Raw genomic sequence first — 23,019 nt, forward strand, 5'->3', positions numbered from 1 at the left:
GTGGTCAGAGGACCTTGGAGAGGAAGGCGCGGGTGCGCTCGTGCCGCGGGGCGTCGAGTACGGCCGAGGGCGGGCCCTGCTCCACGACGACGCCGCCGTCCATGAACACCACGGTGTCGGCGACCTCGCGGGCGAAGCCGATCTCGTGGGTCACGACGATCATGGTGGTTCCGGTGCGGGCCAGGTCCTTGATGACGTCGAGGACCTCGCCGACCAGTTCCGGGTCGAGCGCCGAGGTGGGTTCGTCGAAGAGCAGCACCTTGGGTTCGAGGGCGAGCGCGCGGGCGATGGCGACCCGCTGTTGCTGGCCGCCGGACAACTGCCGGGGATAGGCACCGGTCTTGTCGGCGAGCCCGACCCGCTCCAGCAGCCGGCGGGCGGTCTCCTCCGCGTCCCTGCGCGGGCGGCGCAGGGCGGAGACGGGGGCCTCGACGAGGTTCTCCAGGACGGTCAGGTGCGGGAAGAGGTTGAAGTTCTGGAAGACGAACCCGATGTGGGTGCGCTGCTTCAGGACGTCCTTCTCCTTGAGCTCGTGCAGCTTGTTCCCGGAGCGGCGGTAGCCGATGAGTTCGCCGTCGATGCTGATCCAGCCGCGGTCGACCTTCTCCAGGTGGTTGATGGTGCGCAGGAGCGTGGACTTCCCCGAGCCGGACGGGCCGAGGACCACGGTGACCTCGCCGGCGCGAACCGTCAGGTCGACGCCGCGCAGCACCTGAAGGGGGCCGAAGTTCTTGTGGACGCCGTGGACGTCGACCATGACGGCACTCATGTGCTCTCCTTCGTCACGAAGCGCCGGGCGCGCTGGAGCGGGGTGGGCGGTGGGGTGCGGTCGGCGCCCCGGGCGTAGCGGCGCTCCACGTAGTACTGGGCGACCGACAGCACGGAGGTCAGTACGACGTACCAGGCGGTGGCGACCAGCAGCAGCGGGATCACCCGGCCGTTGCGGCCGTAGATCACCTGCACCTGGTAGAAGAGCTCGCCGATGGACATCACGTAGACCACCGAGGTGCCCTTGAGCAGGCCGACGATCTCGTTGCCCGCGGTGGGCAGGATGGCGCGCATGGCCTGCGGGAGCACGATCCGGCGGATCTGCCGCAACCGGGGGATGCCCAGCGCGGCGGCTGCCTCCAGTTGTCCGTGGTCGACGGCGATGACGCCGCCGCGGACGATCTCGGCGGCGTAGGCGGCCTGGTGCAGGGTCAGCCCGATGACGGCGGCGCCGATGGTGCCGATGAGCGTGTTGCTGTCGACGGACCAGAACACCGGCCCGAAGGGGATGCCGACGCCCAACTCCCGGTAGAGGGCGCTGAGGTTGAACCAGAACACCAGCTGGACGATCATCGGGATGGACCGGAAGATCCAGATGTAGGTCCAGGCGACGGTCGAGAGCACCGGGCTGCGCGACAGCCGCATGAAGGCGAGCACGGTGCCGAGGAGGAAGCCGAGGACGGTGGCGTAGGCGGTGAGCTGGAGGGTCACCCACACCGCCTGGACGATCGTCTCGGAGAAGACGTAGTCGCGGAATACGTGCCACTCCCAGACGGGGTTGGTGGCCAGGCCGTGGACGAACTGGGCGACCAGCACGACAACGGCGGCGCCGGCGGCCCAGCGGGCGTAGTGGCGGGTGGGTACGACCTTCGGTTCGGCCGGGTCGCCGGCCGCTGTGGTGGCCGGTTCCGTGATGGTGTCGCTGCTCATGGGTCACCTGTGCTCGGGCGGGTTGATCCGCGAGGTGTCGATCGCGGAGGCGGTGGTGCCCCACTTGCCGAGGATCCGGGCGTAGGTGCCGTCGTCGATCAGCTCGTCGACGGCCGCCTGGAACGCCCTGGTGAGCGGGGAGCCCTTCCGGAAGGCGAAGCCGACGTCGAGGCGGTGGTACTCGCCGAGGAAGGTGGTCTGCGCCGCGGGCTGGGCCGCCTGGTGGCGCAGCCCGTTGATGGTCGACATGATCACGTCGATGCGGCCCTGCTGGAGCGCGGTGAGCGTCGCCCCGGTCTCCGAGTAGACCTTCACCTCGTACGGCTTCTTGCCGGTCTTCGCGCACACGCCCTTCTGCGCGGTGAGGGTCGTCTCGAACGTGGTGCCGGCGCCGGTGCCGATGGTCAGGCCGCACAGCTGGGTCAGGTCGGTGACCTTCTTCCTGAGCGTGGTGTTGCCCTTCTTCACCGCGAAGCCCTGGCCGTCGTTGATGTAGGTGACGAAGTCGACGGTCTTCAGGCGCTGGGTCGTGACGCCGAAGTTGCCGGTGCCGACGTCGTACTTGCCGCTGCCGAGGGCGGGCAGGATCGTTTCGAAGGAGGCGTCCTGCCGCACCGCCTTCACGCCGAGGACCTTCGCCACCGCCTCGGTGATGTCGATGTCCTGGCCCGCGGGTGGCTTGCCGGGCCCGTCCGGGTAGTAGGCCCCGGGCGGGGTCCCGATGGAGCTGCCGATTCGCAGCGTGCCCGCCCTGCGTACGTCGGCGGGCAGCAGTGCGGCGACGGAGTCCACCTTGCGTACGGCGGCGACCGGGTCGGAGGTCGGTGCGGGCGACTGCGCGCCCACCGGACCGGTCCCGGCGGTGCCGCCGGAGCCGCAGGCCGTCAGCGCCAGGGCTGGCAGCAGCGCGAGGGCGGCGGTGCCGCGCGGACGGGTTCTGCTCGTTCGGGTGTTCACGGGGTGAGGGCCTCTCGCAGGTGCTTCTCGAACGGCAGCGGGCCGATGGACTCCGGGTCGGCCTCCGTGTCGAACAGCGGGGTGTAACCGGTGGCCAGGTACAGGGCGCGGGCCTCGGGCTGGCGCGGGCCGGTGGTGAGGAAGATCCGCCGGTAGCCGCGCAGGGCCGCCTCGTGCTCCAGCTCGGCGACGACGCGCCGGGCCAGACCACGCCGCCGGTGGGCGGAGTGGGTCCAGATCCGCTTCAGCTCGGCCGTGGCCAGGTCGTACCGGCGGAAGGCGCCGCCCGCGACGGGCTCGCCCCGCTCCAGCAGCAACAGGAGCAGACCGCCGTGCGGTTCGGTGAACTCGTCGTCGGGGTAGCGCGCGATCTCGGCGTGCGCGTCCCTGCCGTAGCGGGTCGAGTACTCGTGGCCCAGTTCGCGCAGCAGCGGTTCTACGCGAGGGTCGGAGACGGGCACGTGAATGAACGTCAGTTCCGGTGCGGAGGTCACCCGTTCACCGCCGCGAGGGTCTGCGTCCCGCGGGTCGCGCGCTCGGCGTCGCGCTTGGCGACCTCCTCGCGGACGAGGGGGATCACGTACCGGCCGAAGTCGATGGCGTCGCCCAGCAGGTCGTAGCCGCGGGCGGAGAGGATGTCCACGCCGAGGTCGTAGTAGTCGAGCAGGGCCCGGGCGACCGTCTCCGGAGTGCCGACCAGGGCGTTGGAGTTCCCCGCGCCGCCGGTCGCGGCGGCCGTCGGGGTCCACAGGGCGCGGTCGTAGCGCTCCCCCGCCTCGGCGATGGCGAGCAGCCGCTGCGAGCCGGCGTTCTGCGGGGCGTCGGTACGGTGGCGCCGCTTGAGCCCGGCCGTGCCCTGTTCCCTGATGGCGCCGACCGTGCGGTGGGCCTTCTCCCAGGCCAGTTCCTCGGTCGGGGCGATGATCGGGCGGAAGGCGACCTGGATGCGCGGCACGTCGGCGCGGCCCGCCGCCTTCGCCGCGGCCTTCACGGCCTCGATCTGCTCGGCGGTCTTCTCCAGCGGTTCTCCCCAGAGGCAGTAGACGTCGGCCTCGGCGCCCCCGGCGGCGTACGCGGCGGGCGACGAGCCGCCGAACGACACGTTCGGGCGGGGCTGCTGGACCGGGAAGACGTCACTGACGAAGTCGTGGAAACGGTAGTGCTCACCCTCGTGGTCGAAGGGCTCGTGCGTCGTCCAGATCTTCTTGACGACGCGGATGTACTCGCGGGTGCGGGTGTAGCGCTCGTCCTTGCTGAGGGTGTCGCCCTCGCGGCCCTGTTCGTGGTCGTTGCCGCCGGTGATGAAGTGCACGGTCAGGCGCCCCTCGCTGATCTGGTCGAGGGTCGCGAAGGTCTTGGCGGCGAAGGTGGGGTACGAGACGTTGGGCCGGTGGGCGAGGAGGATCTGGAGATGGTCCAGCCGGCTCGCGATGTACGCGGCGGCCGGTGCCGGATCCGGTGATCCGGAGCCGTAGGCGAACAGCACCCGGTCCCAGCCGTGCTCCTCGTGCGCCCGGGCGAGCCGGAGCGTGTACTCCTTGTCGAAGGCGGCGCCGGAGCGCGGGGTCGTTTCGGAGCCGTCGTTGGTGGCGGCGATGCCAAGAAACTCCACGGGCATGGGTATGGCCTTTCCTCAAGTCCTCTGGTGCCGTGCCGAGTTCGGTGCCGGGGCGGGGAGGCGCGGCGGGGCGGCCCGCGGCGCGGTCGGGAACGACGGCGCCTCAGGGCAGGGGAATGCGGGTGAAGAGCGGGTGTGATGACGCCGGGGTGTGGGCCCCGGACGAGGTGGGGCGGCGACGGCAGCGCGTGTCAGGGAGATGACTCGGCCCGCGACGGGGACACCGAGGGAGGGAAAGGGCCGGTCAGACGGCCCGCTGCCGGGTCAGGCGCAACACGCCGCGGACCACACCCGACCGAAGTCGATGTGGCCACGGGTGACCAGGCGCTGCTCGGCGTTCATGCGAATACTTGAGCAGGACGACTCACGTTCCGTCAACCACGGCCCGGATGGCGGACGGCAGTTGGGCGGCTCCTGTGTGGTCGACACCTGTGTGGTTGACACCTGTGTGCGTCGGCCCCATACGATCGACGGCACCGCGTTGAGGGACGCGGCGAGCGTGATGACGCCCCTGCCGGGCTCCGATCCCGTATCCACGCCGTGCTTCCCTCCCTGGAGAGCCTTCTGATGGTCTCGCCGTCCGATCTCGCCGCATCCCTCCGCGCACCTGCGTCTGCGTCTCCGCCTGCGCCGGTCACGCAGGGTGCGAATTCCGAAGACCTGCCGCGGATCGTGCCGCGCCGGCGCCTCGGCCGCCTGCTGTCCGCCGCCGTCGCACTGCTGCTCTTCGCGATGGCGGTCAACTCCGTCGTCCGCAACCGTGCCTTCCAGTGGGAGGTGGTCGGCCAGTACTTCACCAGTGCCGCCGTGCTCGACGGGCTGCTGCTGACCCTGTGGCTGACCGGGGTGGTGATGGTGCTCGGTTTCCTGCTCGGCATCCCGCTGGCCGTGATGCGGCTGTCGGCCAACCCGGTTCTGGGCACCCTGAGTTGGGGTTATGTGTGGGTCTTCCGGTCCACCCCGCTGCTGGTGCAGCTGCTGTTCTGGTTCAACATCGGCGCCCTCTACCCGACGCTCGGCCTGGGCATCCCGTTCGGTCCGCAGTTCGTCACCGTCAAGACGGTGAACCTGCTCGGACCCGCCCTCACAGCCGTCATCGGCCTGACCCTGCACGAGGCCGCCTACGCCGCCGAGGTGGTGCGCGGCGGGATCCTCTCGGTGGACGCGGGGCAGACGGAGGCCGCCCAGGCCCTGGGCATCGGCAAGGTGCGCGCCCTGAAGCGGATCGTCGTGCCGCAGGCGATGCGCTCCATCGTGCCGACCGCCGGCAACATGCTGATCGGCACTCTGAAGGGCACGAGCATCGTCAGCGTGCTGGCCGTGCACGACCTGCTGTACTCGGCGCAGTTGGTCTACAACCAGACCTACCAGGTCATCCCGCTGCTGATGGTCGCCACCCTCTGGTACATCGCCGTCACCACCGTGCTCGGTGTGGGGCAGTTCTATGTCGAGCGTCACTACGCGCGGGGCGCCGCGCGGGCCCTGCCGCCCACTCCTGTGCAGCGGCTGGTCGCGGCGGGGCGGACGCGATGGGCCGCATATCGCCGTGCCCTGCGCCTCTAGCTTCCCTACTTTTCCTATAGAATTACTAGGGAAGTATTGACGGGGCCCGGCGGCGCTGCACAGGATGATGTGCGTGCCTCAACCATCGACTTGAGGAGACCTCTGCCATGGGCGTTGCCCCTGCGCCGTCCGACTCCGACGCGGAATCGGACCGGACCGGGCCCGGGAGTGGTCACTGGCTGCGCGTGGCCCGCGAGACCGCGGACGACCTGGCCACGGACGCGGTGGCCAGGGACCAGGCGGGCAAGCCCCCGTTCGACGAGGTGTCCCGGCTGCGCGAGTCAGGACTGCTGACACTCCTCGTGCCGGCCGCGCTCGGGGGCGGCGGCGCGGACTGGCCGACGGCGTACGCGGTGGTCCGGGAGATCGCCGCGGCCGACGGCGCGATAGGCCAACTGCTCGGCTGTCACTACTTCATGTCGTGGAGCGCCCGGTTCTTCACCGAGCCCGCTCTCGCTGCCCGGCTGGAGCAGCGGTCCGCGGCCGAGGAGTGGTGTTGGGGCGGTGGTCTGGCACGTCAGGAACCGGCTCTGACGCTGGTCAGGGACGGGCAGGGGTATGTGCTGACCGGTCGGCAGAGCTTCGCCGCCGGTGTCCTGGTCGCCGACCGCCTCGCCGCGCGGGCGGTGCGGGCCGACACCGGCGAACCACTCGCCGTCGTGGTCGATCCCGCTCTGCCGGGCGTGGTGGTCGACGGCGACGCCGACCCCTTCGGGCAACGGCTCGCGGCCGGCGGAAGCGTGGAGTTCGACGCCGTACCGATCGCCGCGGACGACGTCCTGGGCTCGCTGGCCGCGGACGAGGACGTGCTGTCGCCCCTGACGGCATTGGTGTCCCCGGTCGGGCGGCTCCTTTCGGTGCAACTGCGTCTCGGCATGGCGGAGGGAGTGCTCGCCGAGGCCCGTGAGTACAGCAGGACCGGCCGGTCCCTCTGGCACCCGGACTGGCCGGTCGGCTCGCCTCAGGACCCGCAGGTGCTGACCGTGTACGGGGAACTCACCGTGCTCACCCGCTCCGCGTCCGCCCTCGCCGACCAGGCGCGGGAAGCCGTGCACGGCGGGCTGGCCCGTGGCGAGGACCTCGGCTACGACGAGTACGCGGAGATCTCCGTCCTCGTCGCCATGGCCGAAGCCGCCGCCTCCAGGGCCGTGCAGGAGTCCACCGCCCGTGCCCTCGACATCATCGGTGCCCGCTCCGCGTCCTCACGGCTGGGCTTCGACCGCTTCTGGCGCAATGCCCGGACCCACACCCTGTACGAACCCGTGACCCACCGGCTCCGCGATGTCGGGGATTACTTCCTCAACGGTGCGCACCCTCCGTTCGTGTTCCCCGTCTGAACGGACCCCGCATGACGGACCCCGCATGACGGATCCGCAGGAAAGGACCCCGCACATGACCACCAGCACCGGCTTCGACGTCCGCAGGATCGGCGGCCGTATCGGCGCCGAGATCCTCGGCGTGGATCTCTCCGGCGACCTCGAACCCGCCCTCGTCTCCGAGATCGGCTCCGCGCTCCTGGAGCACAAGGCGCTCCTCTTCCGCGATCAGCACCTCGACGACGCGGGCCAGCTCCGCTTCGCCTCCCTCTTCGGCGAGCTCACCACCGCCCACCCCACCGTGCCTTCCGTCGAAGGGCAGCCCCGGATCCTGCCCGTCGACGCCGACGAGGGCATCCGCTCCAACGTGTGGCACACCGACGTCACGTTCGTCCGTACGCCCCCGAAGGCGTCCACGCTGCGCGGCATCGTCGTCCCGCCCTACGGCGGCAACACCCTCATCGCCAACTCGGCCGCCGCGTACCGGGATCTGCCCGAGCCGCTGCGCGAGCTGGCGGACCGGCTGTGGGCCGTGCACACCAACGCCTATGACTACGCGGCCCCGAAGAGCGAAAAGGCGGCCGAGTACCGCAAGCGGTTCGTCTCACGCGCGTACCGCACTGTCCACCCGGTCGTCCGGGTCCACCCCGAGACCGGGGAACGAGGCCTGTTCATCGGCGGTTTCGCCCAGAGCATCGTCGGTCTGGGCTCGTCCGAATCCCGTGACCTGCTGCGCATCTTCCAGTCGTACGTCACCCGCCCGGAGAACATCGTGCGGGTGGCCTGGACACCGGGCGACGTCGTCCTGTTCGACAACCGCATCACCCAGCACTACGCCCCCGACGACTACGGCGACCTGCCGCGCCTGCTGCACCGGGTGACGGTCGCGGGCGACGTCCCCGCCGGTGTCGACGGCACCCTCAGCCACGTCCTCGAAGGCGACGACGCCTCCCACTACACCCCTGCCGTGGCCTGAGCCGCCGGAAGGGGACACGTGCCCCCGCCGACGGCCCTGGCGCTCCGTCAGGCGTCGGCGTCGACACGCGGGAGCGGGCCGCCCGCGGCGGTCTTGCCGGTGTCCGCCGACTCCTCGGAGAGCCGCTCCATGCCGCTGGTGTTCTTCAGCGGCTTCTCCTTGATGAACAGCACGGCGATCAGCGCGAGCGCCGCGAAGGGGGTGGCGACGAGGAAGAGTTCGGCCGTGGCGACCCCGTAGGCGTGCTCCACGATCTCCCGCATCGGCGCCGGCAGGGCGGTCATGTCGGGCACTCCTCCGTGCCCGGCCCGGCCTCCGCCCTCGACGGCACCGCCCGCGTCCTTCAGGCTCTTGGTCATCTCCGAGGCGACACGGTTGGCCAGGATCGCGCCGAGCACGCTGGTCCCGATGGTGCCGCCCATGCTGCGGAAGAAGGACAACACCGACGTCGCGGCGCCCAGTTCGGCGGCCGGGACGTCGTTCTGCGCGGCCAGCACGAGGTTCTGCATCAGCATGCCGACACCGATGCCCATGACCGCCATGTAGAAGCTGAGGAGCCCGAAGTGGGTGTCCGGCCCGATCGTGGACAGCAGTCCGAGACCGGCGGTCATGGTGACGGCGCCCACGACGAGGTACACCTTCCATCGGCCGGTCGCGCTGATGATCTGCCCCGCGACGGTGGAGGAGACCAGCAGGCCGAGGATCATGGGCAGGCTCATCAGACCCGCGATCGTCGGGGACTTGCCCAGGGAGACCTGGAAGTACTGCGACAGGAAGACCGTACCGCCGAACATGGCCACACCGACGAGGAGGCTGGCGACGGTGGTCAGGGCCACCGTCCGGTTACGGAAGATGCCGAGCGGAATGACCGGCTCGGCGACCTTCGCCTCGACGAGTACCGCGAGGACCAGCAGCACCACTCCCCCGCCGGTCAGCGCGGCGGTCTGCCACGACGCCCAGTCGAACTCGTTCCCGGCGAGCGTGACCCAGATCAGCAGCGCGCAGACACCCGCGACGATCAGGAAGGCGCCCAGGTAGTCGATCTTCGCCTCGCGGCGGACGGTGGGCAGGTGCAGCGTGCGCTGGAGCAGGGCGATGGCGAGCAAGGCGAAGGGCACACCGATGAAGAAGCACCAGCGCCAGCCGAGCCACGAGGTGTCCACCAGGACGCCGCCGATCAGCGGACCGGCCACGGTGCCCACGGCGAACACGGCGCCGAAGATTCCCGCGTACTTGCCCAGCCTGCGCGGCGGGATGATCGCCGCCATGACGACCTGCGCGAGCGCCGTGAGACCGCCGGCGCCGATGCCCTGGACCACCCGGCTGAAGATGAGCAGCCCCACGTCGTGGGAGAAGCCCGCCAGCAGCGAGCCGACGACGAACAGGCCCAGGGAGAGCTGCAGCAGCAGTTTCTTGTTGTAGAGGTCGGACAGCTTGCCCCACAGCGGCACGGTAGCGGTCATGGCCAGCAGTTCGGCGGTGACGACCCAGGTGTAGGAGGACTGGCCGGCTCCGAGGTCGGCGATGATCCGGGGCAGCGCGTTGGACACCACGGTGCCGGCCAGGATGGCGACGAACATGCCCGCCATCAGTCCCGACATGGCCTGGAGTATCTGCCGGTTGGACATGGCGGACGGAGACGCCTCCACGGGCGCCGCTGAAGAATTCACATCGTCTCTTTCACGAAAGGGACCGGGACGGACACGGGTCCCGGAGCGATGAGCGGCTGCCTACCGGTCCGCCGGACCGGCCGGTCCCGCCGGTGACGGAGCCGGAAGCCCCGCTGCGAGATGCTCGAACGTCTCCCGGAAGACGTCCACGAAGGCGAGTTCGTCCTGCCGGACGCACCAGTGCTCGACGGCGACCCGGACGGCCGCGATGCCGACAGCGGCGAGCAGACGGGGGTAGAGACCCAGCGCCCGCCTCCTGCGTTCGTCGTCCGGCGACCCGAGCGCCGGGCGATCCTCGGAGAAGAGCGGCGAGCCGGCGCCGATGCGCTCGGCGAGCGTCTCGGCCAGGGCGAGTTCATCGGCCATGTGGGCGCCGAGACTGCGCGCGAGCAGGTGCGGTGAGCGGCGCAGCACCTCGGAGTGCAGGCGCCACAGTTCCTGCTGCTGCTCGATTTCCGCCAGTTCGGTCGCCATGGCGTCGCGAAGCGCCTGAAGCGGGGGCAGCTCGGCGGGCGCGGCCAGTACGGCTTGCCGGACCCTCGCACTGGCGTCCGCGCCGATCATGACGAAGACGTCGTCACGGGCGTCGAAGTAGTTGAAGAACGTCCGCGCGGACACCCCGGCTGCCTCACTGATCGCATCGACGGTGACGTGCTCCGCCCCGTGCTCCGCCGCGAGCCGCACCGCCGCCGCCACCAGGGCGGCGCGGGTCGCCCGCTTCTTGCGCTCGCGCAGCCCGACGCCCGCCGGGTTCCCCTCCGTCATAGTTGCATGGTACGCAAAGATGCAGGCTCTGCAAAAAGTACTCCCGGTCGGCACCGACGGCAGACGGAGCCCGGATGGTTACGGCCGGGCAGGCCGGGAACGCGGTGCGCTGAACGAACCCGAAGCGAGGCCGGTGCCGCGATGACCGAGTACGAACGCTCACGCACGATGCCCGCACAGCCCGAGCAGGTCTTCGACCAGGCCGCGAACGTCGGCCAGTTGGACACCTGGCTGCCGGCGGCCCTGCACGTCGAGGCCGAGGAGCTGCCCGCCGTCACCGTGCACGAGGACCGCACCGACGAGGACACCTCCGCCCTGCTGCGCGCGCAGCGCGACCAGATGCGGCTCGAATGGGGCACCCGCGACCAGGGCAGCTACTCGGGCTGGCTCCAGGTCGCCGGCATCGGCGGCGGAGCCAGTGAGGTGACGGTGCACCTGTCGTTCTTCGACGACAGCCACGACCCCGGCGAGACGATGGTCCGCGACGCCCTGGAGACAAGCCTTCAGCGCCTGGAGGAGCAGGTGCGGCTGCGCGTCGACCACGCGGCCGGCTGATCCGGGACCGTACGCCATGGCTCGCGTCAAGCAGTACGCCGTCGCGGCGTCCGGACAGTGGACCGACGAGGAGGAAGGCCGGCGCCGCCTGCCGTCCGGCGAGGTGCACGCCTGGGAGCCGGGGCTGAACCAGACCGTCTGCGGCCTGTCCCTCAGCCGCTCCCGGCTGGTCCGCTTCCCGCACATCACCTGGCCCGACACCTTCCCGGAGTCCGGCGGTGCGGCGGACCGGGTGCGGCGCCAGTGCCCGCGCTGCGCCTCGGTCGCCGGGCGCCGCGGCCAGGACGCACGCCCCCGGTGGCAGCGCACGAACCCGCGGCCGTGAGCGGTCCCCTCGGCCTCATCCCGTACCGCCTCAGGTCCGCCCGGGTCAGACACCTCCCGCATGTCACTCCAGCATCCCGTTTTGTCGGGGTTTGCCATTCCGTGGCCGCGGCACTCGGGGCACGCGCGAGCGTCGAGCCGACAGCGTCGGGCCGACGCCGTGACATGCGGCCCCGGGGACGGGGCAGAACAGAGGGTGACCGATGACGACGATCGGTGTGGAAGAGGAGTACCTGCTCCTCGACCCGGTTACCGGGCTACCGGTACCCCTGGCCGACAAGGTGCGTGCCGCGGCGGGTCTGGCGCATCTCGTGGCCGACCAGGAGGTGCAGTGCGAGCTGCTGCAGGCGCAGGTCGAGGTGGCCACGCCGGTGTGCGGCACGCTGGAGGAGGCGGGGGGACATCTGCTGCGGCTGCGGCACGCCATCGGGGCGGCGGCCGAAGCGCACGGCTGCCGGATCGCGGCCTGCGGAACGCCCCCGCTGCGCCATCGTCACCCGGTGGCCGTCACCGACCAGGCCCGCTATCGGGCCATGCTCACGCAGGCGCCCCAGCTGGTGGCGGAGCAGCTGGTCAACGGCATGCACGTACACGTGGCCGTGCCCAGCCGGGAGACCGGCGTGCAGGTCCTGAACCGGATCCGGGTCTGGCTGCCGACCCTGACGGCCATGTCCGCGAACTCCCCGCTCTGGGACGGCCACGACACCGGTTTCGCCAGCTGGCGCACCGTGATCTTCGGCCGCTGGCCGGTCAGCGGCGCGCCCCCCTACTTCCGTGACGTGGCCGACCACGACCGGCGCGTGACGCAACTGCTGGAGACCGGTGTGATCTCGGACAGCGGGCAGTTGTACTGGCAGGCCCGCCTGTCGGCCCGGTACCCCACCGTCGAGGTGCGCTGCCTGGACGTTCAACTGCGGGCGGACGACGCCGTCATGCTCGCGGGGATGACCCACGCTCTCGTGGACACGGCCATCAGGGAAACGGTCGCCGGGGCGCCGGTGCCCGACTGCCCGCCGGAGCTTCTCCAGATCGCTCTGTGGCATGCCGCCCGTCACGGTCTGAGCGACACCTTGATCTGCCCGGGCGGCAGGCCTCGCCGCGCCGGGGACGTGCTGTACCAGCTCCTGCGGCACGTCGCTCCGGCACTCGACGCGTCCGGCGCGACCCGGCAGGTGACGGCCCTGGTCCACCGGCTTCTCCAGAACGGAACCGGAGCGGACAGGCAACGCGCCGCTCTCGCCGAAGGCGGCATACGGGCCGTCACCGACCTGATCGGCGCGGAGAGCAGCATGTCGTGACTCCCCGGACTCCCCGGACTCCTCGAACGGCCGGCAGGCCCGGATCAGGACGAGATCCCGGCGGCCAGTCGCGCCGCTCCCGCGCCACGCCCCGGCTGCGGTCAGCGAGGAGGCTGGGACTGGAGGGACTCGGCGGCGGTGCGATCGACCTCGGCCGCGTCGGCGAGGGCCGCGGCAGCGGCTTGTGCTGCCTGCGCCGTGTCGTCGGCGGCCTGGGCGGCCATGTCGTCCGTGGGTTTCTCGCGGGTGGCCGGCGACGGGGGCAGCACCTCGCTGAAGGCCCGGGACACGCCCTGAAGTGCCGAGGTGACCTCACTGGGGATCATCCAGAACGTGCTGCCCGCTCCCTGCGCCAGTTGGGGCAGCGTCTGGAGGTACTGCCAGGCGAGCAGCTTCGGGTCGGGGTCGTTGCGGTGCACGGCCTGGAACACCTCGTCGATGGCCCGGGACTGGCCCTCGGCCTGGAGGATCGCGGCGGTGCGGTTTCCCTCCGCGCGCAGGACGGCGGCCTGCTTGTCGCCTTCGGCGGTGAGGATCTGTGACTGGCGTTGCCCTTCGGCCCCGAGGATCGCGGCTCGCTTGTCCCGCTCCGCCCGCATCTGCTTCTGCATCGCGTCCTTGATGGACTGCGGGGGATCGATGGCCTTGATCTCCACCCGGTTGACCCTCAGCCCCCACTTGCCGGTGGCCTCGTCCAGGACGCCGCGGAGCTGGCTGTTGATGGTGTCGCGCGAGGTGAGAGTCTTCTCCAGGTCCATGGATCCCACGACGTTGCGCAATGTGGTGACGGTGAGCTGCTCGACCGCCTGGAGGAAATTCGCGATCTCGTAGAAGGCCGCCCGCGGATCGGTGACCTGGAAGTAGAGGACGGTGTCGATCTCGACGACCAGGTTGTCCTCGGTGATGACCGGCTGCGGCTTGAAGGAGACGACCTGTTCCCGTAGGTCGATCACCGGATGCACCCGGTCGATGTACGGGATGACGAGACTGAGGCCGGGATTCAGGGTGCGGTGGTAGCGGCCGAGTCGCTCGACGTTACGAGCACGGGCCTGGGGAACGATTCGGACCGCCCGCACCACGGTGAAAACCGCGAACAGCGCGACGATCAGGCCGGCGATCAAGAACGCGGAGGTATCCATGATTCTCAGTCCCGTGGGTAGACGATCGCGGTGGCACCACTGATCTCTATGACGTCGACGGTCTTGCCGGCGGGAATCACCAGCGTCTCGTCGAGGGCGCGGGCCGTCCACTCCTCACCGTCGATACGGACCCGGCCGCCCAGGCCCGTCACCTCGGACACGACATAAGCGCCCCTGCCGACCAAGGCGTCCACGCCGAACCGTGCCGCCTGGGGCTGGACCACGTGGCGCAGCGCGACGGGGCGCAGGAACAGCAGGGTGACGGTGGCCACTGCCGTGAAGACCAAGAACTGGAAAGGCAGCGGCAGTCCGACCGCGGCGGAACCCGCCGTGACCAACGCGGCCGCGCTCAGCATCCCGAGCGCAGCGGTCAGGGTGAAGATCTCGGCCACGGCCAGCACGGCCGCGATGATCAACCAGATCAGCCATGGATCCATTGCGCGCCCCCCTCTCACCGGTACGGGCACGGAAGGGTCGTTTGCATCCGTTTTACCCACATCGCGAAGATCGCTACCCCAGAGACGGGTCACAGACTTGTCTCCTACGCCGTTCCGGCCGGCGGAACGGACCGTCCGGCGGGCGAACAGGCCCTCACCTTGGGCGATGCCGGCGGGGAACTCCCCACCGGATGGCACGACTTGCCGCTCCTTGAGCTGCTGCCCTTCGGCACGGAACGACGCAGCGGGTCGATGGGGGCGTCGACCTGGCCTCCGCCCTTGCCGCCGGTCCCGCCACCTGCGCGGCGGAGTCCGCGACTGCGGACGTGAGCGGAGTGGACAGAGGGAAAGGTGAGCCGATGCGGAACGGTGGTCGCGTCAGACTCTCGTAAGAGTCCCGCAGACCGTCCGCACCTGACGACCCGTCATCAAGGTCGGTATCGAGTCGGCGTCCGTACCGCCGTACCCCGCTGTCGACGCCGAGAACCGCCAAGATCGACAACTGGTCAAGCCAGAGTCGGGCTGCGAGGATGAGGGCAGAGGCGCAAGTGCCAGTCTCACCAGGAGGTACCCGTGAAGATGCTGATCAACGTCCCGGAGACCGTGGTCGCGGACGCGCTGCGTGGTCTGGCGGCTGCCCACCCGGAGCTGACCGTGGACGTGGAGAACCGGGTGATCGTGCGGCGGGACGCTCCCGTGGCCGGAAAAGTGGGGCTGGTCTCGGGCGGTGGCTCGGGGCACGAGCCGCTGCACGGGGGTTTCGTAGGGCCCGGCATGCTGTCGGCCGCCTGTCCGGGCGAGGTGTTCACCTCCCCGGTGCCCGACCAGATGCTGCGCGCGGCCGCCGCCGTGGACAGCGGGGCCGGGGTCCTGTTCATCGTGAAGAACTACACCGGTGACGTGCTCAACTTCGACATGGCCGCCGAGCTGGCCGAGGACGAGGGCATTCAGGTCGCGAAGGTGCTGGTCAACGATGACGTGGCGGTGACCGACAGCCTCTACACCGCGGGGCGGCGCGGTACCGGCGCGACCCTGTTCGTGGAGAAGATCGCGGGCGCCGCCGCCGACGAGGGCATGCCGCTCGAGCGGGTGGCGGCGATCGCCCGGCAGGTCAACGAGAACTCCCGCAGTTTCGGCGTCGCACTGAGCGCATGCAGCACGCCGGCCAAGGGCAGCCCCACTTTCGATCTCCCGCCCGGTGAGCTGGAGTTGGGCATCGGCATCCACGGCGAGCCCGGCCGGGAGCGGCGGGCGATGATGACGTCCGGCGAGATCGCCGAGGCCGCCGTCGAGGCGGTGGTGGAGGACCTGAGGCCGCGCAATCCCGTGCTGGTCCTGGTGAACGGCATGGGGGCGACGCCGCTGCTCGAGCTGTACGGCTTCAACGCCGAGGTACACCGCGTGCTCGCCGCCCGCGGTGTCCCCGTCGCCCGCGTTCTCGTGGGCAACTACGTCACCTCCCTGGACATGGCGGGCGCCTCGCTCACCATCTGCCAGGCCGACGAGGACATGCTGCGGCTGTGGGACGCGCCGGTGAAGACGCCGGGTCTGCGCTGGGGCATGTGACGCGGAAGGGGTAGAGGATCACGACGTACCTACCAGGCAAGGAGACCCAGTGCTCGACGCCGATTTCTTCCGCCGTTGGATGACGGCGACCGCCGCGTCCGTCGACCGGGAGGCGGAACGGCTCACCGCCCTCGACTCGCCCATCGGGGACGCCGACCACGGCAGCAACCTCCAGCGCGGCTTCACGGCCGTGACGGCGGCCCTGGAGAAGGAGGCTCCCGGCACGCCCGGCGGTGTCCTGACGCTGGCCGGGCGCCAGCTGATCTCGACGGTCGGCGGCGCCTCGGGTCCGCTGTACGGGACGCTGCTGCGCCGTACCGGCAAGGCGCTCGGGGACGCCGCCGAGGTCAGCCCGGAACAGCTGGCCGAGGCGCTGCGGGCCGGGGTGGACGCGGTCAGGACGCTGGGCGGCGCCGCACCGGGCGACAAGACCATGATCGACGCTCTGGTGCCCGCGGTGGACGCGCTGGGCGACTCGTTCACGGCGGCCCGGACCGCCGCGGAGGAGGGCGCCGTGGCGACGACGCCCTTGCAGGCGCGCAAGGGCCGGGCGAGCTATCTGGGCGAGCGCAGCATCGGGCACCAGGACCCGGGTGCCACGTCGGCGGCGCTGCTCGTCGCCGGACTCGCGGAGGCCGCCGGTGAGTGACGAGCGGCTCGTGGGAATCGTGCTGGTGTCGCACAGCGCGGAGGTGGCCGCGTCGGTCGCCGAGCTGGCGAAGGGGCTCGCGGGCGGTGGCCCGGCGGTGCCCGTCGCTCCGGCGGGCGGTTCCGAAGGCGGCGGGCTCGGCACCAGCGCCGAACTGATCGCCGCGGCGGCCGCGTCCGTCGACCGGGGAGCCGGCGTCGCCGTACTGACCGACCTGGGCAGTGCGGTGCTCACCGTGAAGGCGCTGCTCGCGGAGGGTGACGAACTCCCGGAGCAGACACGGCTGGTGGACGCTCCGTTCGTGGAGGGAGCCGTCGCCGCGGTCGTCACGGCGGCGACCGGGGCCGACCTGGCGGCGGTGGAGTCGGCCGCGGCGGAGGCCTACACGTACCGGAAGGTGTGAGACCGGGCCGGGCGCGCCAGGGCCTGGGTGCGAGAGCGGCGTGCCCGGCGCCCGTCGGCCGCCGGGCGGTAGAGGGCCCCTGACGCTCCGTAAAGCACTCGGCGTCGGCGGTCGGCATGAGCCGGCCGGCACCGGGCGGCACTCGGGCAATGACTCCACGACTCCGTCAAGCACTCGGCGTCGCTCGGTCAATGACCCCACGGCTCTCCGTCGAGCACTCGGCCTCGCTCGGTCAATGACCCCACGACGCTCAGTCAAGCACTCGGCGTCGCTCGGTCAATGACCCCACGGCTCTCCGTCGAGCGCTGGGCTGTCGCCCACGAATCGCCTCGCCAGCCGCTCCCCCTTCGTCACGGCCGCCGCGTGGTCCTCGATGGGTGACACGCGGACGTTCTTGAAGACGATGTAGGTGACGCCGGACGGTGTGCCGCCGCCGTGCGGGTCGGCGCGGACACCGAGGGCCTTGGCGGTCGCGAAGGACGCCTCTCCGATGATGTCCTGCGGGCCCGTGTCGCCGACGACCGCGTACTGCACACGGTCGCGGTGGACGACGGCCACGACGGAACCGCCGCCCACACCGTGCTCCCGGTAGTCCCAGATGCGGCTCGGGGCGGGCACAACGATGAAGGGGAGGCGTTCGGCGCTCAGGGGGCGCCCGTCGGACTGCGCGTAGGCGGTGCTGCCGGAGTAGTGGGGGTCCGTGCGCCGATTGCAGCGGGGTCCCGGGCGGCCGTCGCAGTCGATGTCCATGTCGGCCTTCCAGAACACGGCGTCTTTGGTGCCGCAGACCGGGATCCTCGCGGGCCGGCCGCTGTCGCTGCGGTACCGGCCGCGGGAGACCGGAGCGCAGTCCCGCACTTTGGCCAGCAGATCGGCGGCGCGGACGGGGGCCTCGCGCCACACCACCGGCCGGGGCGGAGCGGCGGAGGGTGTCGTCGGGGCGAGCAGGGCGGCGCTGGCCGCGGCCAGTGTGAGCGACTGGACACGCACGATAGAGGAGCCTTTCCTGGGGAACCTGACGGGCACTCAGCCCAATCTGTTCCCGGCGCGATCACCCGGCCACCGCTGGAGGGCCGGACGGTGCACGCCCCCAACGTCCGACAGGGGCCGGGGGCCTGAGTCCGTGTGAGAACTCAGGCCGGCCCGGCCACCCGCGCCGGCGCGGGATCTGCGACGACAGCGGTCCGCGCGACAGGCCCGAACTCCCTGGTGTCCGCCAGGAGTTCGGCCGTGAGGACCTCAGCATACGTAACTCTTCCGGGTGGTCACGAACGGCGGGGGTGACGCCCCGGCGCCCGCGCCCGCCGACACCACCCCCCTCGCCACCCCCTCTTGATGTGGCCGCGTCAGCCGCGCCATATTGGTCCGGACCATTCCTGAGTGTCGGCCCCGGGAGGCAGTGCCGTGCGAGGCGTTCCCCTTTCCGTCCCGGCTCGTCTGCTCTGCCGCGTCGCGCTCTGCGGGGCCCTCGCGCTGGTCGCCTCCTGTGGTGCGGCCGGATCGGGCGAAGGGGACGGCGGCGCTCTGCCCGGAGCACCGACCGGAGTCACCGCAGCGGCGGGCAGCGCGACGAGCGTGCATGTCATGTGGACCGCGGCCGCACGGGCCGAGGCCTACGAGGTGTATCGCGGCACCAGGAAGGTCAAGGAAGTTCCGGGTTCGGAGCACATGGTGGATGTCACCAGGCTCCGGTCCGCCACGGTGTATGTCTTCACCGTGCGGGCCCGGGGCGCCGACGGTCGGCTCGGGCCGCCCAGCCGTGAGGTCCGGGCGAGGACGCCGGCGGCCACGCCGGACGACCAGCGCGCACCGACCCGCCCGTCGGCGCCTCGCGGCCGCACGGCCGGAAGCCGGGCGGCCCAGCTGTCCTGGTCCGCCTCGACGGATGACCGAGGCGTGGTGTCGTACGACGTCCACCAGGGAGGCACGAAGATCCACAGCGTGGGCGGGGGCCAGACGGCGACCGTGGTCACCGGGCTGCGGCCCGGCACGGCCTACTCGTTCACCGTCCGGGCCAGGGACGCTGCCGGAAACGTCTCCCCCGCCAGTCCCGCCGTCCGCCTCACCACCCCGGGTACGGACGACGGCCGCGCCACGGCCCCGACCGCCTTCCGGGCGACCGGCCACCGCGCACACGGGGCCTACTACGTCGACCTGAGCTGGGTGCCGCCCCGCGTGGACGGCGCGATCGCCGAGTACGAGATCCACCTGGACGGCCGTCGGGCCACGTCCCTCGTGTTCGGCGGGAGCGCGCCGCGCGACCGGGCCACGTACAGCTTCTACGTGGGACGGGACGCCGGTGTCAGCCACCGGGTCCGGGTCCGGGCGATGCTGCCGGACGGCACGTGGGGAGGCTTCTCGGTGGAGCGGACGGTGACGACGGGGCCGGGGCGCTGACGCGCTCCGGGGCGTGGTCCGGCTGTGGGAACCCGTCACCTGCACGGGCGCACCCGGCGTGCGGCCGGGGCCGGGGGGACCTTGGCTGACCCTGAGGCAGCACGGGCGTTCCCCGACCCTCGGCGGCGCAAGGGATGTACCGCCAACCGTGCCGCCGGAGGGCAGTTGACATGCGTAGCTCATCGCCAGTTCTCCGCTCCGGCCTGACCGTGGCAGCCGCCCTGCCCCTCGCCCTGGCCGCGGTGCCCGCTGCCGCGGGCCCGGGCATCTCCGTGAGCACCACGGGTTCCACGGTGTCGGTCACGACCAGCGCGTGCACCCAGATCAACGGCAGCTGGGGCACCGCCTCGCTTCTCACCAGCAGTCAGGGCAGCTTCGCCCAAGGGCGTCAGGTGACCCTGTCGGGGACGTCGACCAGTCAGTCCGCGGCCTGGTCGAACGTCACCGCGGGGACGTACACCGTCATCGTCATCTGCTCGGACGGCACCACCGCGGGCACCCAGTCGGTCGTCGTCTCCCCCGCTCCCTCCCCGACGAGGTCGCCGTCCCCCTCGGCCTCGCCGTCCCGCGGTGTCATGGGCGGGGCCGGCGGGAGCGCCACCGACTACGGCACCGTCACGCTCGTCGCGGGCGGCACGCTGGTCGGGATCGGCCTCCTCGGGACGGCCTGGTACCTGCGCCGGCGCAACAGGCCGTACCGGCTCTGATCCGGTACGTACGGCGGCCCGCCCTTCCGAAGCGCTCCGGTCGGGCGGGCCGCCGTGACACCCGTCAGGCCGGGCGGGTCGACTCGCCGTCCGGCAGTTCGGCGAAGTCCGCCAGGGCGCGCCTGAGCCACTGGGTCCAGAACGTCTCCAGGTCGATGCCGGCCCGGAGCACCAGATGCCGCAGCCGGTCCTCGGTGCCGTCCCGGCCGGGAGGGAAGTCGCGCTGCTCGATCTCCTGGTACTCCGCCAGCTGCCGCTCGTGCAGCTCCAGGTGGCGTCGCAGATCGGCCTCCAGGCCCGCGGTGCCGACCACGGCCGCCGCCCTGAGGCGCAGCAGCAGCGGATCACGGTGCGGCTTGGGGTCCTGGGAGGCGGCCGTCCAGCGGGCCAGTTCGGCGCGGCCCGCCGGCAGGACCTCGTAGTTCTTCTTCTGCCCGCGCGTCGGCTGCTCGGCGGGCAGGGCCCGGATCAGGCCGTCGGTCTCCAGCTTTCCCAGCTCGCGATAGATCTGCTGGTGCGTCGCGGACCAGAAGTACCCGATCGACCGGTCGAACCGGCGGGTCAGTTCCAGCCCGGACGACGGCCTCTCGAGCAGGGCGGTGAGGATCGCGTGCGGGAGTGACATGGCCTCATCCTAGGGACGCGTCCCGCCCTACAGGGCGGCCGCCAGCTCGGTGCCCTGCTTGATGGCGCGCTTGGCGTCCAGTTCCGCGGCCACGTCGGCACCGCCGATGAGGTGGGCGCTGCGCCCGGCCGCGATCAGTTCCTCGTACAGGCCGCGGCGCGGCTCCTGGCCGGTGCACAGCACGATCGTGTCGACCTCCAGGACCGTGCTCTCCTCGCCGACGGTGATGTGCAGTCCGGCGTCGTCGATCCGGTCGTAGCTCACGCCCGGGACCATGGTGACGCCGCGGTGCTTGAGCTCGGTGCGGTGGATCCAGCCGGTGGTCTTGCCGAGGCCTGCGCCGACCTTGGAGGTCTTGCGCTGGAGCAGGTGGACGGTGCGCGGCGGGGCGGGCCGCTCGGGCGCGGCGAGGCCGCCGGGGGCGCGGTAGTCGAGGTCGACGCCCCACTGGCGGAAGTACGTCTGCGGGTTCTCGTGCGCCTTGTCACCGCTGTCCGTGAGGTATTCGGCGACGTCGAAGCCGATGCCGCCCGCGCCGAGGATCGCGACCCGGTCGCCGACGGGGGCGCCGTCGCGCAGGACGTCGAGGTAGCCGAGGACGCTGGGGTGGTCGACGCCGGGGATGTCGGGGGTGCGCGGGGTGACGCCGGTGGCGACGACGACCTCGTCGAAGCCGTCGAGGTCCGTGGCCGTGACGGGGGTGTTCAGCCGTATGCCGACGCCGTGCCAGTCGAGCTGGGTGCGGAAGTAGCGGAGCGTCTCGTCGAACTCCTGCTTGCCGGGGACCTTGCGGGCGACGTTGAGCTGGCCGCCGATCTCGCTCGCCGCGTCGAACAGCGTCACCTCGTGCCCGCGTTCGGCGGCGGAGACCGCACAGGCAAGCCCGGCCGGACCGGCGCCGACGACCGCGACACGCTTGCGCAGCCGGGTCGGGGAGAGCACCAGCTCGGTCTCGTGGCAGGCGCGCGGGTTGACCAGGCAGGAGGTGATCAGGCCGCTGAAGGTGTGGTCGAGGCAGGCCTGGTTGCAGCCGATGCAGGTGTTGATCGCCTCGGGCCGGCCGGCGGTGGCCTTGATGACGAAGTCCGGGTCGGCGAGCATCGGGCGGGCCATCGACACCATGTCGGCCGCGCCCTCGGCGAGCAACTCCTCGGCAAGTTCGGGGGTGTTGATGCGGTTGGTGGTGACGAGCGGGACGGACACCTCGCCCATCAGCCGCTTGGTCACCCAGGTGTAGGCGCCGCGCGGCACGGAGGTCGCGATGGTGGGGATGCGGGCCTCGTGCCAGCCGATGCCCGTGTTGATGATGGTGGCGCCGGCGGCCTCGACGGCCTTGGCGAGGGTGATCACCTCGTCGAGCGTGGAGCCGCCCGGGACGAGGTCGAGCATGGACAGCCGGTAGACGACGATGAAGTCCTCGCCGACCGCCTCGCGCACCCGCCGCACGATCTCCAAGGGGAAGCGCGTGCGGTTCTCGTACGAGCCGCCCCAGCGGTCGGTGCGCTGGTTGGTCTGCCGGGCGATGAACTCGTTGATGAGGTAGCCCTCGGAGCCCATGATCTCGACGCCGTCGTAGCCGGCCTGCCGGGCGAGGCGGGCGGCGCGGGCGTAGTCGTCGATGGTCCGCTCGACGTCGGCGTCGGTGAGTTCGCGGGGCGGGTAGGGGCTGATCGGCGCCTGGAGCGGGCTGGGAGCGACCAGGTCCTGGTGATAGGCGTACCGGCCGAAGTGCAGGATCTGCATGGCGATCCGGCCGCCCTCGCGGTGCACGGCGTCGGTGATGACCCGGTGCTGCTCGGCCTCCGCCTCGGTGGTGAGCTTGGCGCCGCCCTCGTAGGGGCGTCCCTCGTCGTTGGGTGCGATGCCGCCGGTGACGATCAGACCCACTCCGCCCCGGGCCCGGGCCGCGTAGAAGGCGGCCATGCGGTCGAACCCACCCTCGGCTTCCTCCAGACCGACGTGCATGGAGCCCATGAGGACCCGGTTGGGCAAGGTCGTGAAGCCCAGGTCGAGGGGGGTCAGCAGGTGCGGGTAACGGCTCATCGGGCCCTCCGTGCGCGGTGTCGTGTCTGTAGTTGTAGAGGACGTCCGACGGTTTATGCAACTAGTTGCACAAGGTGATGGAGGGCACAGTCGGTTCCATGAGCAGGGATCTCGGTCGTGGCCGACGGGCGCGGGCTGCTCCGGGCACGGATCGCCGTGCACGCGGCGTCAGGGCACTCCGGGTCGAGCCGGGCGACGGTCGGCGCGGTGGCGCGCTTCCGGCCGCCGCGGCGGGCGAGGGCTGCGGGCCGGGGCGACGGCGGCGGGCCGTGGAACGTCGGCATCTGCCGGCGGCCATGCCATCCCGGCCACG

23 protein-coding genes are annotated in these 23,019 nt (G+C 71.3%); 11 read left to right on the plus strand and 12 right to left on the minus strand.

The features are described from left to right. Positions 1-4 precede the first annotated feature (4 nt). Genes MQE23_RS03265 through MQE23_RS03285 form a run of 5 tightly spaced genes read right to left on the minus strand, consistent with a single transcriptional unit; the run spans position 5 to position 4,273 of the window. Positions 5-769, minus strand: coding sequence for an amino acid ABC transporter ATP-binding protein (locus MQE23_RS03265; protein WP_020273383.1), 765 nt, complete (start codon positions 767-769; stop codon positions 5-7). Further along, positions 766-1,698 carry an amino acid ABC transporter permease gene (locus MQE23_RS03270; protein ID WP_020273384.1) on the minus strand — a complete coding sequence of 311 codons (933 nt, stop codon included), beginning with the start codon at positions 1,696-1,698 and terminating at the stop codon, positions 766-768. The genes MQE23_RS03265 and MQE23_RS03270 overlap by 4 nt, the downstream gene beginning before the upstream one ends. A gap of 3 nt (positions 1,699-1,701) precedes the next feature. Beyond that, entirely contained in the window at positions 1,702-2,655 is a 954-nt protein-coding gene (locus MQE23_RS03275) for an ABC transporter substrate-binding protein (protein ID WP_243378184.1), read from the minus strand. Beyond that, positions 2,652-3,149, minus strand: coding sequence for a GNAT family N-acetyltransferase (locus tag MQE23_RS03280; protein WP_020273386.1), 498 nt, complete (start codon positions 3,147-3,149; stop codon positions 2,652-2,654). Before MQE23_RS03280 ends, MQE23_RS03275 begins: the two co-directional genes overlap by 4 nt. Continuing rightward, on the minus strand, positions 3,146-4,273 hold the full coding sequence (locus MQE23_RS03285) for an LLM class flavin-dependent oxidoreductase (protein ID WP_020273387.1): 1,128 nt from the start codon (positions 4,271-4,273) through the stop codon (positions 3,146-3,148). Before MQE23_RS03285 ends, MQE23_RS03280 begins: the two co-directional genes overlap by 4 nt. A 567-nt stretch (positions 4,274-4,840) precedes the next feature. Here MQE23_RS03285 and MQE23_RS03290 point away from each other — a divergent pair. The 3 genes from MQE23_RS03290 to MQE23_RS03300 all read left to right on the plus strand — a co-directional run bounded on the left by MQE23_RS03290 (position 4,841) and on the right by MQE23_RS03300 (position 8,128). Then, the gene (locus MQE23_RS03290) at positions 4,841-5,836 is read left to right on the plus strand and encodes an amino acid ABC transporter permease (protein ID WP_037669941.1); all 996 of its coding nucleotides are present in this window, start codon (positions 4,841-4,843) and stop codon (positions 5,834-5,836) included. Between the two features lie 107 nt (positions 5,837-5,943). Then, positions 5,944-7,173, plus strand: coding sequence for an acyl-CoA dehydrogenase family protein (locus MQE23_RS03295; protein WP_243378185.1), 1,230 nt, complete (start codon positions 5,944-5,946; stop codon positions 7,171-7,173). Between the two features lie 55 nt (positions 7,174-7,228). Next, complete coding sequence (locus MQE23_RS03300) at positions 7,229-8,128, plus strand: TauD/TfdA family dioxygenase (protein ID WP_243378187.1); 900 nt, start codon at positions 7,229-7,231, stop codon at positions 8,126-8,128. Positions 8,129-8,175: 47 nt separating this feature from the next. Here the strand turns inward: MQE23_RS03300 and MQE23_RS03305 are convergent, their stop codons facing one another. Both MQE23_RS03305 and MQE23_RS03310 read right to left on the minus strand, forming a co-directional pair. After that, a complete protein-coding gene (locus MQE23_RS03305; RefSeq protein ID WP_243382474.1) occupies positions 8,176-9,756 on the minus strand; it encodes an MDR family MFS transporter in 1,581 nt (526 codons plus the stop codon). A gap of 102 nt (positions 9,757-9,858) precedes the next feature. Further along, entirely contained in the window at positions 9,859-10,563 is a 705-nt protein-coding gene (locus MQE23_RS03310) for a TetR family transcriptional regulator (RefSeq protein ID WP_020273392.1), read from the minus strand. Positions 10,564-10,704: 141 nt separating this feature from the next. On the opposite strand from MQE23_RS03310, the gene MQE23_RS03315 reads away from it, so the two are divergent. From MQE23_RS03315 to MQE23_RS03325, 3 genes are all read left to right on the plus strand, one after another. Then, positions 10,705-11,118, plus strand: a complete 414-nt coding sequence (locus tag MQE23_RS03315; RefSeq protein WP_020273393.1) for an SRPBCC family protein — start codon at positions 10,705-10,707, stop codon at positions 11,116-11,118. 16 nt (positions 11,119-11,134) lie between these two features. Next, complete coding sequence (locus MQE23_RS03320; RefSeq protein ID WP_020273394.1) at positions 11,135-11,443, plus strand: hypothetical protein; 309 nt, start codon at positions 11,135-11,137, stop codon at positions 11,441-11,443. Between the two features lie 202 nt (positions 11,444-11,645). Beyond that, positions 11,646-12,740, plus strand: coding sequence for a glutamate--cysteine ligase (locus MQE23_RS03325; RefSeq protein WP_020273395.1), 1,095 nt, complete (start codon positions 11,646-11,648; stop codon positions 12,738-12,740). A 101-nt stretch (positions 12,741-12,841) separates the two neighbouring features. On the opposite strand, the gene MQE23_RS03330 is transcribed toward MQE23_RS03325, so the two are convergent. After that, a complete protein-coding gene (locus tag MQE23_RS03330) occupies positions 12,842-13,879 on the minus strand; it encodes an SPFH domain-containing protein (RefSeq protein WP_037669949.1) in 1,038 nt (345 codons plus the stop codon). A 5-nt stretch (positions 13,880-13,884) separates the two neighbouring features. Beyond that, positions 13,885-14,316: an NfeD family protein gene (locus MQE23_RS03335; protein WP_020273397.1), complete on the minus strand. Its 432-nt coding sequence runs from the start codon at positions 14,314-14,316 to the stop codon at positions 13,885-13,887. Positions 14,317-14,889: 573 nt separating this feature from the next. On the opposite strand from MQE23_RS03335, the gene dhaK reads away from it, so the two are divergent. Genes dhaK through MQE23_RS03350 form a run of 3 tightly spaced genes read left to right on the plus strand, consistent with a single transcriptional unit; the run spans position 14,890 to position 16,934 of the window. After that, positions 14,890-15,882, plus strand: coding sequence for a dihydroxyacetone kinase subunit DhaK (gene dhaK, locus MQE23_RS03340; RefSeq protein ID WP_020273398.1), 993 nt, complete (start codon positions 14,890-14,892; stop codon positions 15,880-15,882). A 49-nt stretch (positions 15,883-15,931) separates the two neighbouring features. Further along, a complete protein-coding gene (gene dhaL / locus MQE23_RS03345; RefSeq protein WP_020273399.1) occupies positions 15,932-16,531 on the plus strand; it encodes a dihydroxyacetone kinase subunit DhaL in 600 nt (199 codons plus the stop codon). Further along, positions 16,524-16,934: a hypothetical protein gene (locus MQE23_RS03350; protein ID WP_020273400.1), complete on the plus strand. Its 411-nt coding sequence runs from the start codon at positions 16,524-16,526 to the stop codon at positions 16,932-16,934. The genes dhaL and MQE23_RS03350 overlap by 8 nt, the downstream gene beginning before the upstream one ends. A gap of 276 nt (positions 16,935-17,210) precedes the next feature. Here the strand turns inward: MQE23_RS03350 and MQE23_RS03355 are convergent, their stop codons facing one another. Further along, positions 17,211-17,924 carry a glycoside hydrolase family 75 protein gene (locus MQE23_RS03355; RefSeq protein WP_243378188.1) on the minus strand — a complete coding sequence of 238 codons (714 nt, stop codon included), beginning with the start codon at positions 17,922-17,924 and terminating at the stop codon, positions 17,211-17,213. 414 nt (positions 17,925-18,338) lie between these two features. On the opposite strand from MQE23_RS03355, the gene MQE23_RS03360 reads away from it, so the two are divergent. Continuing rightward, positions 18,339-19,331 carry a fibronectin type III domain-containing protein gene (locus MQE23_RS03360; protein WP_243378190.1) on the plus strand — a complete coding sequence of 331 codons (993 nt, stop codon included), beginning with the start codon at positions 18,339-18,341 and terminating at the stop codon, positions 19,329-19,331. 170 nt (positions 19,332-19,501) lie between these two features. Further along, complete coding sequence (locus MQE23_RS03365) at positions 19,502-20,038, plus strand: hypothetical protein (RefSeq protein ID WP_037669951.1); 537 nt, start codon at positions 19,502-19,504, stop codon at positions 20,036-20,038. A 64-nt stretch (positions 20,039-20,102) separates the two neighbouring features. Here MQE23_RS03365 and MQE23_RS03370 read toward each other — a convergent pair whose 3' ends face one another. After that, positions 20,103-20,663: a PadR family transcriptional regulator gene (locus tag MQE23_RS03370; protein ID WP_020273404.1), complete on the minus strand. Its 561-nt coding sequence runs from the start codon at positions 20,661-20,663 to the stop codon at positions 20,103-20,105. 27 nt (positions 20,664-20,690) lie between these two features. After that, positions 20,691-22,706: an NADPH-dependent 2,4-dienoyl-CoA reductase gene (locus tag MQE23_RS03375; RefSeq protein WP_020273405.1), complete on the minus strand. Its 2,016-nt coding sequence runs from the start codon at positions 22,704-22,706 to the stop codon at positions 20,691-20,693. Positions 22,707-23,019 lie beyond the last annotated feature (313 nt).

It is taken from the genome of Streptomyces sp. HP-A2021 (assembly GCF_022807935.1).
In the GTDB taxonomy this organism is placed as follows: Bacteria; Actinomycetota; Actinomycetes; order Streptomycetales; family Streptomycetaceae; genus Streptomyces; species Streptomyces afghaniensis.

What these genes read in the sequence shown, in the direction of transcription:
- MQE23_RS03265 (WP_020273383.1), bottom strand. Translation starts at nt 769, where the DNA reads ATGAGTGCCGTCATGGTCGACGTCCACGGCGTCCACAAGAACTTCGGC.
- MQE23_RS03270 (WP_020273384.1), bottom strand. Translation starts at nt 1,698, where the DNA reads ATGAGCAGCGACACCATCACGGAACCGGCCACCACAGCGGCCGGCGAC.
- MQE23_RS03285 (WP_020273387.1), bottom strand. Translation starts at nt 4,273, where the DNA reads ATGCCCGTGGAGTTTCTTGGCATCGCCGCCACCAACGACGGCTCCGAA.
- MQE23_RS03290 (WP_037669941.1), top strand. Translation starts at nt 4,841, where the DNA reads ATGGTCTCGCCGTCCGATCTCGCCGCATCCCTCCGCGCACCTGCGTCT.
- MQE23_RS03295 (WP_243378185.1), top strand. Translation starts at nt 5,944, where the DNA reads ATGGGCGTTGCCCCTGCGCCGTCCGACTCCGACGCGGAATCGGACCGG.
- MQE23_RS03300 (WP_243378187.1), top strand. Translation starts at nt 7,229, where the DNA reads ATGACCACCAGCACCGGCTTCGACGTCCGCAGGATCGGCGGCCGTATC.
- MQE23_RS03305 (WP_243382474.1), bottom strand. Translation starts at nt 9,756, where the DNA reads ATGTCCAACCGGCAGATACTCCAGGCCATGTCGGGACTGATGGCGGGC.
- MQE23_RS03310 (WP_020273392.1), bottom strand. Translation starts at nt 10,563, where the DNA reads ATGACGGAGGGGAACCCGGCGGGCGTCGGGCTGCGCGAGCGCAAGAAG.
- MQE23_RS03315 (WP_020273393.1), top strand. Translation starts at nt 10,705, where the DNA reads ATGACCGAGTACGAACGCTCACGCACGATGCCCGCACAGCCCGAGCAG.
- MQE23_RS03320 (WP_020273394.1), top strand. Translation starts at nt 11,135, where the DNA reads ATGGCTCGCGTCAAGCAGTACGCCGTCGCGGCGTCCGGACAGTGGACC.
- MQE23_RS03325 (WP_020273395.1), top strand. Translation starts at nt 11,646, where the DNA reads ATGACGACGATCGGTGTGGAAGAGGAGTACCTGCTCCTCGACCCGGTT.
- MQE23_RS03330 (WP_037669949.1), bottom strand. Translation starts at nt 13,879, where the DNA reads ATGGATACCTCCGCGTTCTTGATCGCCGGCCTGATCGTCGCGCTGTTC.
- MQE23_RS03335 (WP_020273397.1), bottom strand. Translation starts at nt 14,316, where the DNA reads ATGGATCCATGGCTGATCTGGTTGATCATCGCGGCCGTGCTGGCCGTG.
- MQE23_RS03365 (WP_037669951.1), top strand. Translation starts at nt 19,502, where the DNA reads ATGCGTAGCTCATCGCCAGTTCTCCGCTCCGGCCTGACCGTGGCAGCC.
- MQE23_RS03370 (WP_020273404.1), bottom strand. Translation starts at nt 20,663, where the DNA reads ATGTCACTCCCGCACGCGATCCTCACCGCCCTGCTCGAGAGGCCGTCG.
- MQE23_RS03375 (WP_020273405.1), bottom strand. Translation starts at nt 22,706, where the DNA reads ATGAGCCGTTACCCGCACCTGCTGACCCCCCTCGACCTGGGCTTCACG.